At 73.4% G+C, this 10,704-nt stretch carries 12 protein-coding genes; 9 read left to right on the top strand and 3 right to left on the bottom strand.

All coding sequences use genetic code 11. From position 1 onward, the window contains the following. The first annotated feature begins 41 nt into the window (after positions 1-41). The 4 genes from E1258_RS25255 (at position 42) to E1258_RS25240 (ending at position 1,768) form a co-directional block, all read left to right on the top strand. On the top strand, positions 42-623 hold the full coding sequence (locus E1258_RS25255) for a type II secretion system F family protein (protein WP_132405504.1): 582 nt from the start codon (positions 42-44) through the stop codon (positions 621-623). A 52-nt stretch (positions 624-675) separates the two neighbouring features. Next, positions 676-843 (top strand): DUF4244 domain-containing protein, encoded by a 168-nt coding sequence (locus E1258_RS25250; RefSeq protein WP_007074167.1) that lies wholly within the window; start codon positions 676-678, stop codon positions 841-843. A gap of 104 nt (positions 844-947) precedes the next feature. After that, positions 948-1,298: a TadE family type IV pilus minor pilin gene (locus E1258_RS25245; protein WP_132405502.1), complete on the top strand. Its 351-nt coding sequence runs from the start codon at positions 948-950 to the stop codon at positions 1,296-1,298. Further along, positions 1,295-1,768 (top strand): Rv3654c family TadE-like protein, encoded by a 474-nt coding sequence (locus tag E1258_RS25240; protein ID WP_132405500.1) that lies wholly within the window; start codon positions 1,295-1,297, stop codon positions 1,766-1,768. The genes E1258_RS25245 and E1258_RS25240 overlap by 4 nt, the downstream gene beginning before the upstream one ends. 277 nt (positions 1,769-2,045) lie before the next feature. Here the strand turns inward: E1258_RS25240 and E1258_RS25235 are convergent, their stop codons facing one another. The 3 genes from E1258_RS25235 to E1258_RS25225 all read right to left on the bottom strand — a co-directional run bounded on the left by E1258_RS25235 (position 2,046) and on the right by E1258_RS25225 (position 5,727). After that, a complete protein-coding gene (locus E1258_RS25235; RefSeq protein WP_132405498.1) occupies positions 2,046-2,624 on the bottom strand; it encodes a hypothetical protein in 579 nt (192 codons plus the stop codon). A 167-nt stretch (positions 2,625-2,791) separates the two neighbouring features. After that, on the bottom strand, positions 2,792-2,998 hold the full coding sequence (locus E1258_RS25230) for a hypothetical protein (RefSeq protein WP_132405496.1): 207 nt from the start codon (positions 2,996-2,998) through the stop codon (positions 2,792-2,794). Between the two features lie 308 nt (positions 2,999-3,306). Then, positions 3,307-5,727, bottom strand: coding sequence for a DEAD/DEAH box helicase (locus E1258_RS25225; protein ID WP_132405494.1), 2,421 nt, complete (start codon positions 5,725-5,727; stop codon positions 3,307-3,309). A 141-nt stretch (positions 5,728-5,868) separates the two neighbouring features. Between E1258_RS25225 and E1258_RS25220 the strand changes: the two genes are divergently transcribed. The 5 genes from E1258_RS25220 to E1258_RS25200 all read left to right on the top strand — a co-directional run. Then, positions 5,869-6,225 carry an STAS domain-containing protein gene (locus tag E1258_RS25220; protein ID WP_132405492.1) on the top strand — a complete coding sequence of 119 codons (357 nt, stop codon included), beginning with the start codon at positions 5,869-5,871 and terminating at the stop codon, positions 6,223-6,225. Then, a complete protein-coding gene (locus E1258_RS25215; protein ID WP_132405490.1) occupies positions 6,222-6,659 on the top strand; it encodes an ATP-binding protein in 438 nt (145 codons plus the stop codon). The genes E1258_RS25220 and E1258_RS25215 overlap by 4 nt, the downstream gene beginning before the upstream one ends. Positions 6,660-7,079: 420 nt before the next feature. After that, complete coding sequence (locus E1258_RS25210; protein WP_132405488.1) at positions 7,080-9,464, top strand: sodium-translocating pyrophosphatase; 2,385 nt, start codon at positions 7,080-7,082, stop codon at positions 9,462-9,464. A gap of 157 nt (positions 9,465-9,621) precedes the next feature. Then, entirely contained in the window at positions 9,622-10,164 is a 543-nt protein-coding gene (locus tag E1258_RS25205; protein WP_132405486.1) for a hypothetical protein, read from the top strand. Then, on the top strand, positions 10,155-10,704 hold a 550-nt coding region (locus tag E1258_RS25200), incomplete at its 3' end, for a hypothetical protein (protein ID WP_132405484.1). The genes E1258_RS25205 and E1258_RS25200, both read left to right, overlap by 10 nt.

Genomic DNA, 10,704 nt, shown 5'->3' with positions numbered 1-10,704 from the left:
GGTCGGCCGGGCGGGCACGACCAACGTGGTGGCCTGATCCGATTCGCCTCGGGTCAGGGCTGTTCGGCCTGGCGGTCCTGGTGGTGCTGGGTGGCTGGTCGGGCCTCCTCGGCGGGGTCGTCGCGGCCGTCGCGGCGGACCGAGGGCTGCGCCGGATCGAGCCTCCCGCCGCCCGGGAACGGCGGCTGCGGGAGGCCGCAGACCTGCCTCTCGCCGCGGACCTCCTCGCCGCCGCGATGCGGGCCGGGGCGCCGGTGGACCGTTCCGTGCTGGCGGTGGCCGACGCGCTCGGTGGGCCGCTCGCCGACCGTCTCGGTCGGGTCGGCCGGACCCTGCTGCTCGGTGGCGGCCCCCGGGAGGCGTGGTCGCATCTCCTCCCGGTGCCGGGGGCCGAACGGTTGGCCGGTGCCGCGCTGCGCTCGTCGAACAGTGGTGCCGCCCTCGCCGGTGCGTTGACCCGCCTCGCCGACGACCTGCGCGCCGACCGATCGACCGCCGCTGAGGCCGCTGCCCGCCGAGCCGGTGTGCTGATCGTGCTGCCGCTGGGACTCTGCTTCCTACCCGCCTTCATTCTCGCCGGCCTGGTGCCGGTGATCGTCGCCGTCCTCGGCGACGTGCTCTGAGCGCCGCCAGCCGACCGGCTGGGCGGCGACCATCGAGAAGGGAAGAACGAACATGCGCAAGATCCTCACCCGCCTGCGCGGCGACGCAGGGATGAACACCGCCGAGTACGCCGTCGGCACCCTCGCCGCCGTCGCGTTCGCCGGCATCCTCCTCAAGGTGTTGACCTCGGGGAACGTCCAGTCCGCGCTGACCGCCGTCATCGACCGGGCGCTGAAGTGACCGACCGCCGGCAGGCCGTGTGCGACCGGCGTACGCCGGAGCGACAGCCGCAGCCGGGTCGGCGCGTCCGGTCGACGCGGTGGACGGGGCGACGTCCGTCCCGGCTGCCACGGGAGCGTGGGTCGTTCACGGCCGAGTTGGCCGCCGGCCTGCCGGCGGTGCTGCTGCTCCTGCTCGCCGGCCTGACCGCGGTGAACGCGGTCGCGACGCAGGCCGGCTGCCTCGGGGCGGCCCGGGAGGCGGCACTCGCCGCCTCCCGGGGCCAACCCGGCGGCGCGGCCGGTGCCGCTGCGGCACCGGCGGGGGCGGACGTCTCGGTCGCCGTGAACGGCGACCGGGTCACCGCGACCGTACGCGCGCCGGTGCGCGCTCTCGGTGCCCGGCTTCCCCGTATCACCGTGGCCGCCACTGCGGTCGCCGCCGTCGAGCCCGGCGCTCCGGGTCCTCAGCCATGACGAGCCGGGCGGGACGCGCCACCGGCCCGGGACGCGCCGGACGTGCGGTGACAGCCGACGGCGGGACCGGAGATGCACCCGACGTCCGCGCCGACGGTCGAGGCGGTGAGCCGGCCGACCGACGGGGCGGAGATCGGGGCGGGGCGACGGTGTGCCTGCTCGCCATCGGGCTGGTGTTCGTCGTGGTCGGCGCTTTCGGTGCGGCGGTCGGTGCGGCGCGGGTCGCCCGGCAGCGGGCCGGGGTGGCGGCGGACTTCGGGGCGCTCGCGGCGGCGGGTCGCGCGTTGAGCGGCAACGGGGTGGCCTGCGGGGCCGCCGAGGCGATCGTGCGGGCCAACGGGGCGCGGGTGGTCGGCTGCCGGGTCGACGGGCTGGATGCCGTGGTGACGGCGGAGGTGGCGGTGGCCCCGGCGCCGGGCCTCACGCGGGTCGCCACGGTGACCTCCCGGGCCGGCCCGCCACGCGGCTGACGTCGACGCCGGATGGTGCGACGCCGGATGGTGCGACGCCGGATGGTGGTTAGCGCGGATGGTGTAGCGGGCTGGATGGTGACGGGAGGCCGGATGGTGTGGCGAGGGCCGGATGGTGGCGACCGCACGCTGGTGAGGCGGCCTCGCCGGGGCGGCTCCGTGCCCGTGGTGGGCCTGACGGTCGGGGAAGCCGGGTACCGCTCCTTGGTCACGGTGGCCTTGTTGCGACTTGCCGGGGTCCGTGCCGGTTCGGCGCGGACCCCGGGCGGTGCGTCGGTCAGCGGCTTTGGAGGGCGTCCAGGCCGATCGCCATGGCGATCACGAGTCGGCGGTCGATCTGCGGGTTCTGCACCTCGACGACGTACCGGTCCCGCAGGCCCCACTTCTTGATGACCGAGAACACCGGCTGGCCACCGGCGGTGAAGTCGAAGTGGTACGGCAGCCAGGACAGCGAGTCGACGAACCGGCGCAGCAGCGCCACCGGCATGCTCCGTTCCTGGCCGGTGGTCTGCGGCAGGCCGGCCTGCTCGACGTGCCACGTCGACCGCAGCAACGACTGGGCGAAGTCCTTACGGAACAGCCCGATCGGGTTGCCGGCGTGGTCGGTGACGTCGTACGTGGCGCCAAGGTCCAGCCGCTGCCGGGCCTTGAAGCCGAGCAGCGGTTGCTGCTTGCTGTCGTCGGTGTAGATGGTCACCTGTTCCTTGAACGCCAGCCGCTTCTGCTGCGCGAACGCCAGCAGTTCGCCTTCGGAGCCGTCGGGGGCGACGGAGTGGACCTCGTACTGGTTGACCATCATCCGGATCCGCTGCCGGATGTGGAACTGCTGTTGGTGCTGCAAGGCGTCGAGCTGCATGGGATCTCCTTCAAAGGGTCGCCGGAGTCTCGCACAGCCGTCTCCTCGCCGTCTGTCGACGGCCTTAGCAGGCGAGCGCCCGTCAGCGCCCGAGCGCCCGCCGTAGAGTCCAGCGCCCGACCGCCCGACCGTCGTGGACTTCGGCCCCCGAGCGCCCTTCGTCGGTGTCATCGCCCGCCGTCGACGGTGGCCTTGAGTGCCCAGCTGTTGAGCACCTGGTGGATGCCGCGCAGCCGCTCGTTGATCTGTTCCAGCCGTTCCGCCTGAGCGAGCGTTGCCATGGCGGTGCCGAGGGCAATCTGCTGGTCGAGGGTGAGGTGCTCCTGGTCGATGGTGTAGAGCAGGTCGACGGTCTCGGCGATGGTGTCGGCCACGACTCCTCCTTCGGCGGCTAGAAGGCAATTTCAGGGTAGTGGAGCATGGGCGGGACATGGAAGCGCTCCCATGCATCAATGCCCACTACGTCCGACGGTCATGCACGCATCCCGAAAAGGCGGGCACTCGCAGCCCGCGCGGAGCGCCGGCCGTCAGGCAGCCCGCGCGGAGCGCCGGCCGTCAACCCCGGCCGTCAACCCCGGCCGTCAACCCCGGCCGTCAACCCCGGCCGTCAACCCCGGCCGTCAACCCCGGCCGTCAACCCCGGCCGTCAACCCCGGCCGTCAGCGCCGGCGGCAAGGCCCGGTCAGGGCCGCCGGGCCTGCTCGGCCGCCCGGTCACCCTGCCGGGGCAGCGGGGCAGCCGAGCCGTCCGACGCGCCCAGGCTGGCCAGCACCACGTCGAGGACCCGGATCGCGCCCGGCTTGGACAGCGGGTTGTTGCCGTTGCCGCACTTCGGGGACTGGACGCAGGACGGGCACCCCGCCTCGCAGCCGCACTCGGCGATCGCGTCGCGAGTGGCCCGTAGCCACTGGGCCGCCGTCCGGTACGCCCGCTCGGCGAAGCCCGCCCCGCCCGGGTGCCCGTCGTAGACGAAGACGGTGGGGGCCTCGGTGTCCGGGTGCAGCGCGGTCGACAGCCCGCCGATGTCCCACCGGTCGCAGGTGGCCATCAGCGGCAGCAGCCCGATCGCGGCGTGCTCGGCGGCGTGCAGGGCCCCGGGCACGTCGGCCGGCTCGACCCCGGCCGACGCCAGCGACTCCAGGGAGAGGGTGAACCAGACGGCGACGGTGCGCAGTTCGCGGGCCGGCAGGTCCAGCGGCCGGGTGTCGATGACCTCACCGGAGGAGATCCGCCGCCGCTGGTACGACACCACCTGGCTGGTCACGTCCACCTCGCCGAGGAAGAGGCCGACCGGTCCGGCGTCGACGTACGAGCGGACCGACGCCACGGTGAGCGAGGTGACGTCCCGGGCGTGGGTGGACCAGTCGGGCTCCTCCGGGTGCACCAGCGCGCATCCGTCGGCGAGGTCCAGGGAGTCGACCACGTACGAGACGCCCTGGTGCAGGTGGACCGCGCCGGGGTGGACGAGGAAGTGCGCCGAGCCGCCGTCGACGGTGCCGAGCAACCGCCCGGTGGCCGCCTCGACCACGCAGACCGGGGCCCCGCCCTCGCCGCGCAGGTCCACCTCGGGCCGCTCCCGGTGCCGCCAGTACCAGCCCGTCGGTCGTTGCCGCAGCGCGCCGGCCTCGACGAGCGAGTCGACGGCCTCCTTGGCGCCCTCGCCGAAGAGTTCCAGGTCGGCCGGGGTAAGCGGGGCCTCGGCCGCCGCGCAGGCGAGCTGCGGGGCGAGCACGTACGGGTTGGCCGGGTCGAGCACGGTGGCCTCGACCGGGCGGCCGAACAGGGCCTCCGGGTGGTGCACCAGGTAGGTGTCCAGCGGATCGTCCCGGGCCACCAGCACGGCGAGGGCCTCACCGCCGGAGCGCCCCGCCCGCCCGGCCTGCTGCCACAGGGACGCCCGGGTGCCCGGCCAGCCGCAGATGAGCACGGCGTCCAGCCCGACCAGGTCGACGCCGAGTTCGAGCGCGTTGGTCGAGGCGAGCCCGAGCAGGTCACCGTGCAGCAGGGCCCGCTCCAGCTCGCGCCGCTCCTCGCGCAGGTAGCCGGCCCGGTAGGCGGCCACCCGGCCGCCGAGCCCGGGGACGGCCTCGTCGAGAGCGCGGCGCGCGGTGGCGGCCACCACCTCCGCGCCCTTGCGGGACCGGACGAAGGCGAGGGTGCGTACCCCGGCGGCGACCGCGTCGGCGAGCAGGCCGGCGGTCTCCCGCAGCGCCGACCGGCGCACCGGCGCGAGGTCGACGGCCCCGACCGCCGGGTCGCCGGCACCGGGCAGCAGCGGCGGCTCCCACAGGGCGAACGTCACCCCGCCGCGCGGGGAGGCGTCGTCGGTGACGGCCGCGACCGGCAGGCCAGTGAGCCGCCCGGCCGCCGTCGCCGGGTCACCCGACGTGGCGGAGGCCAGCACCATGATCGGGGTACGGCCGAAGCGGGCGCACTGGCGGCGCAGCCGACGCAGCACGTGCGCGACGTGCGAGCCGAACACCCCCCGGTAGGTGTGGCACTCGTCGACGATCACGTACGCCAGCCGGCGCAGGAAGCCGGACCAGTGGGCGTGCCCGGGGAGGATGCCGTGGTGCAGCATGTCGGGGTTGGTCAGCACGAACCGGGAGTGCCGGCGGATCCAGTCCCGCTCGGCGCGTGGGGTGTCCCCGTCGTAGCAGGCGGGGCGTACCCCGTCGAGTTCCAGGCCGGCGACGGCGCGCAACTGGTCGGCGGCGAGCGCCTTGGTCGGCGCCAGGTAGAGCACGGTGGCCCGGGGGTCGGCGAGCAGGGTGGCCAGCGCGGGAAGCTGGTACGCCAGGGACTTGCCGGACGCGGTGCCGGTGGCGACGACGACGTGCGTGCCGGCGTACGCCAGGTCGGCGGCCTCGGCCTGGTGCCGCCACGGCGCGACCACGCCGCGTCGGGCGAACGCCGCGCGTAGTTCCTCGGGGGCCCATCGCGGCCACGGCACCTGTTCCCCGGCCCGGGCCGGCACCCGTTCGACGTGGGTGACCGGGTCTGCGTCGGCACCGGTGCGCAGCCGGCGCAGCAGCTCGGTCGGGCCCTCGCCCGGCGGGCGGTCGGGGCCGTGGCCTGCGGCTACGGTGGCTGCGGGGGTCACGTCCTGCACTCTCGCACAAGTGTTCGGAGTTGGTCTTTGGGGGTGTGGGTAAGGGGGAGCCTTCGCCGGTGACCTCGCGGACGGTCTCGGCGGAGATGGTTAGATGCCCAGGAGAGTTTACGACTCTTGCGAGGAGGACCGATGGAGCTGTCGCTGGCGACCCGTGCCGTGGGGAAGCACACGGTGCTCGAGGTCGGCGGTGAGGTCGACGTGTACACGGCACCTCGCCTGCGGGAACGGCTCCTGGAGTTGGTCGACGGCGGGGCCCGGCACGTCGTGGTGGACCTGGGCCGGGTCGACTTCCTGGACTCCACGGGCCTGGGTGTGCTGGTCGGCGCGCTGAAGCGGCTGCGCGCGGCGGGCGGCAGCTTCGCGCTGGTCTGCGGCAAGGAGCCGCTGCTCAAGATCTTCCGGATCACCGCGTTGGACCAGGTCTTTCCGCTGCATCCGACCGTCGATGCGGCGATCGGGGCCGATCCGACCGGCGCCGGCGCCTGATGGCGACGGTTCGGCTCTCCTTCTCGCCGGCTCCGGTGCACGTCCGCACCGCCCGGCTGGTCGGTGTCGCGGTGGCCCGCCGCGCCGGCGTCCGCGAGGACCTGCTCGACGAGGTGCGGCTGGCCATCGGTGAGGCGTGCACCCGGGCGGTCGCCCTGCACCGGCAGTACAACGTGCCGGACCCGGTGCTGGTGGAGATGTCCGACAGCGGGGCGTACGCGGTGCGGGTGGTGGACCGGGCGCCGATCGAGGCGAGCGTCGGCCTGGCCGCGCTGGACGCCGACCAGCTCGCCAACGAGTCGCTCAACGAGGACGACCTGACCACGGGCGTGGGCTTCGCGCTGCTCGCCGGCTTCGTCGAGGATCTTCAGGTTCGCCCCGTCGACGAGGGCGTCGGCACCGAGGTCCGCATGGTCTGGCCGGTGCAGCGCTGATCCCCGGCTCAACGCCCGCTGACCTTATGTTCAACTTCCGACTGACCGTATGATCAACTCCGGCTGACTGTGTGCTCAGCCGTCTGAGCTGACTCCGCGCTCAGCATACTGATTCGCTGATCAGGCCGTGCTCCTGATCGGGAGGGCGGCCCGTTCGTCGTGGTCGGGCTCTATATCAGATTTCCTCGTGTAACACAGCGACGAAGATCATCCCGACATGGTGCCCCATAATGTGACCTCCAGCACTACGGAGGGCTACAGTACGCGGGTTGTGAGCAAGTGATCCTTCCCGCAGCCAGCGGGTATGGGTGTTCATCGCTGGTCCGCTGGAGTGGGTTGGCGCGCTTGCGAGTCCGCATCCAGGCGTCGGTCTGTGCGTCTCCACCGGCCGGCGCGAGTGTTCGGTACAGGAGGACACAGATGTCCGGGACCTTCGCCGCCGACGGCGGCGCACTGTCCCTTACCGGAGCCAACCTGACGTACGTCGTCATCGCCGCGGTCATCGCGCTGATGGCACTCGTCTTCGCCGCCGCCTTGACCAAGGCCGTGCTGGCAGCCGGTAAGGGCACCACCAACATGCAGGAGATCTCCGGGGCGGTACAGGAGGGGGCCTCGGCCTACCTGCTCCGGCAGTTCAGGACCCTCGCGATCTTCGTGGCGATCGCCGTGGTGCTGCTCTTCCTGCTGCCGGTGCACGACACCGACGGCAGCGAGATCGCGGTGAAGATCGGCCGGTCCGCCTTCTTCGTGGTGGGCGCCCTGTTCAGCGCGTTCATCGGCGGTGCCGGCATGTGGCTGGCCACCCGCGCGAACCTGCGGGTCGCCGCCGCGGCCCGGGAGGCGACCGGCGGCCGGGAGGGCGCCATGAAGATCGCCTTCCGCACCGGCGGCGTGGTCGGTTTCCTCACCGTCGGCCTCGGCCTGTTCGGCGCGGCGCTGGTCGTCCTGCTGTTCAAGGGCGACGCCCCGACCGTGCTGGAGGGCTTCGGCTTCGGCGCCGCCCTGCTCGCCATGTTCATGCGGGTCGGTGGCGGTATCTTCACCAAGGCGGCCGACGTCGGCGCCGACCTGGTCGGCAAGGTCGAGCAGGGCATTCCCGAGGACGACCCGCGCAACGCCGCCACCATCGCCGACAACGTGGGCGACAACGTCGGCGACTGCGCCGGCATGGCCGCCGACCTCTTCGAGTCGTACGCGGTCACCCTTGTCGCCGCGCTGATCCTCGGTCGGGCCGCGTTCGGCAACGACGGCCTTGTCCTCCCGCTGATCATCTCCACGATCGGCGTGCTGGTGGCGATCGTCGGGGTCTTCATCACCCGGCTGCGCGCCTCCGACCGCAACGGCCTCACCGCGATCAACCGGGCCTTCTACCTCTCGGCCCTCTTCTCCGCCGTCCTGGTCGCTATCGCGTCCTACGCCTACCTCAAGCCGACCTGGGCCGACCTGCTCGGGGCCGAGTGGCGGACCAGCCTCGGCGTCGACGGTGGCGACCCGCCGCTGGGCCCGCGCGGGATGACCATCGCCGCCGTGATCATCGGCATCGTGCTGGCCGCCGCGATCCAGGCGCTCACCGGCTACTTCACCGAAACCAACCGTCGCCCGGTGCAGGACATCGGCAAGAGCTCGCAGACCGGCCCGGCGACCGTCATCCTCGCCGGCATCAGCGTCGGCCTGGAGTCGGCCGTCTACTCGGCGCTGCTGATCGGCGCGGGCGTCTTCGGCGCGTTCCTGCTGGGCGGCGGCTCCATCACGCTGTCCCTGTTCGCGGTGGCGCTGGCCGGCACCGGCCTGCTCACCACCGTCGGCGTGATCGTCGCGATGGACACCTTCGGCCCGATCTCCGACAACGCGCAGGGTGTGGCCGAGATGTCCGGCGACATCGACGAGAACGGCGCCCGGATCCTCACCGAGCTGGACGCGGTCGGCAACACCACCAAGGCGATCACCAAGGGCATCGCGATCGCCACCGCCGTTCTCGCGGCGACGGCGCTGTTCGGCTCGTACACCGACACGCTGCGCACGGCGTACGCGGACGCGGGCGTCGGCGACGTCGGCGCGGAGATCCTCAACTCGCTGAACGTGGCGAACCCGCGCAACCTCGTCGGCCTGATCATCGGCGCGGCGGTGGTCTTCCTCTTCTCCGGGCTGGCCATCAACGCGGTCTCCCGCTCGGCGGGCGCGGTGGTGATGGAGGTCCGCCGGCAGTTCCGCGAGCTGCCCGGGATCATGGACCGCACCCAACGACCCGAGTACGGCAAGGTCGTCGACATCTGCACCCGGGACGCGCAGCGTGAGCTGGTGACCCCCGGCCTGCTCGCCATCCTCGCCCCGATCGCCGTCGGTTTCGGCCTCGGGCCGGGCGCGCTGGCGGCGTACCTGGCCGGGGCGATCGGCGCCGGCACCCTGATGGCGGTCTTCCTGTCCAACTCCGGCGGCGCGTGGGACAACGCCAAGAAGCTCGTCGAGGACGGCGCGTTCGGCGGCAAGGGCTCCGACTCGCACGCCGCCACGGTGATCGGCGACACCGTCGGCGACCCGTTCAAGGACACCGCCGGCCCGGCGATCAACCCGCTGATCAAGGTGATGAACCTGGTCTCGCTGCTGATCGCGCCGGCCGTCGTGGCGTGGAGCGTCGGCGACAACCGCAACGTCGGCCTCCGCGTCGGCATCGCGGTGGCGGCCACGCTGATCATCGTGGCGGCGGTGGTGTTCAGCAAGCGCAAGGGCGTCGCGATGGGCGACTCCGACGACAGCGGCACCGGCGCGGGCAGCGCCGGCCAGCGGCCGGAGACGGTCAACGCCTGAGCGGTGACACAGCGGGTTCCCGGCCGGTCGACCACCCGCGGCCGGGAACCCGCCGTCGCCGCAACGCCGGCCCAGGGCCCACCCGTCCCGTTCCGGCCCACCGGGGGCGGCAAACCGACCCGTGGCACAACGGCGCGGAGGCCGTACGCTGCAACGCATGCGCACGTGCCGGGCGGCGACCGCCGGAAAGCTCACGGTGGTCCTCGCCACGCTCGTCCTGGCACTGGTCGCGTGCGGCGGCGGTCCCAGCCCCCGGGCCTGGGCGGCGTCGGTCTGCGAGGCGCTCACCCCGTGGCGGGCCGAGATCAACAAGCTGACCAGCAGCACCCAGCAGCAGATGACCGCGCAGACCACCCCGGCCCAGGCGAAGGAGAACCTGGTGCGACTCTTCGCCGGCGCGGAGAACGCCAGCGAGACCGCCCGCCGCAAGGTCGACGAGGCCGGTGTCCCGGAGACCGAGCACGGCGAGGAGATCTCGGCGCGCTTCCAGGCGTCCCTGGGCAAGGTGCGCGACGCGTACGGCCGGGCCCGGGACACCATCGACGGGCTCGACACCGGCGAGGCCACCGCCTTCTACGACGGGGTGCGCGCGGCCGTGGGGACCCTCGACAAGGAGTACGACGCCAGCGCGCTGGACACCAGCCGGCTCGACTCCGAAGAACTCAGGCAGGCCTTCGACGAGGTCCCGGAGTGCCGCTGACGTCCCCCGACCGACCAACCGACCCGGTGCGGCAGCTCTCCCTGTTCGGCGCCGAGGCGGCGGATCCGTCCGTCGCCGATCTGGCCGGCCTGCTCGCCGGGCCCGGGGAGGTGTCCCGGATGGGCGGCACCGCCCGGCTGTCGGTCGTGCTCGACTCCGCCTGGCGGGTGCACGTGCTCGTCGCCGAACTGGGCCGGCGTGGAGTCGCCGCGACCTGGGAAGCGACCGCGGACGGCCGGCACCTGGTGCGCACCTCGTACGCGAGCACCCTGGCACCGCTCGCGCTGGCCTGGCTGGCGGCGGAGGACGTGAAACGGCCGCCCGCCGGCTTACATCTCAACGGTCGGCGGTTGCGGCTCTGGGTGGCCGTCGCGGGAGCGGCCGACCCGCCCGGCTTCCTGCTCCGCCTCGGCGCGACGGACGAGCGCTGCTGGGGGCCGGTCGGCGCGGCCCTGGCCGCCGTCGGCCTGCCGGCGGTGCTGCTCGACGCGCAGGCGGGCGGGCCGGCGTACCGGATCACGGGCCGCCGCCGGCTGGCCC

The organism is Micromonospora sp. KC207, from assembly GCF_004348615.1.
Taxonomy (GTDB): Bacteria; Actinomycetota; Actinomycetes; order Mycobacteriales; family Micromonosporaceae; genus Micromonospora.
The sequence above is the reverse complement of the archived record's forward strand: the minus strand, read 5'-3'. Positions and strand labels throughout refer to the sequence as shown.

Excerpts from the sequence above, each read along its gene's own strand:
- E1258_RS25250 (WP_007074167.1), top strand. The coding sequence starts at position 676 with ATGCGCAAGATCCTCACCCGCCTGCGCGGCGACGCAGGGATGAACACC.
- E1258_RS25235 (WP_132405498.1), bottom strand. The coding sequence starts at position 2,624 with ATGCAGCTCGACGCCTTGCAGCACCAACAGCAGTTCCACATCCGGCAG.
- E1258_RS25220 (WP_132405492.1), top strand. The coding sequence starts at position 5,869 with ATGGAGCTGTCGCTGGCGACCCGTGCCGTGGGGAAGCACACGGTGCTC.
- E1258_RS25210 (WP_132405488.1), top strand. The coding sequence starts at position 7,080 with ATGTCCGGGACCTTCGCCGCCGACGGCGGCGCACTGTCCCTTACCGGA.
- E1258_RS25240 (WP_132405500.1), top strand. The coding sequence starts at position 1,295 with ATGACGAGCCGGGCGGGACGCGCCACCGGCCCGGGACGCGCCGGACGT.
- E1258_RS25205 (WP_132405486.1), top strand. The coding sequence starts at position 9,622 with ATGCGCACGTGCCGGGCGGCGACCGCCGGAAAGCTCACGGTGGTCCTC.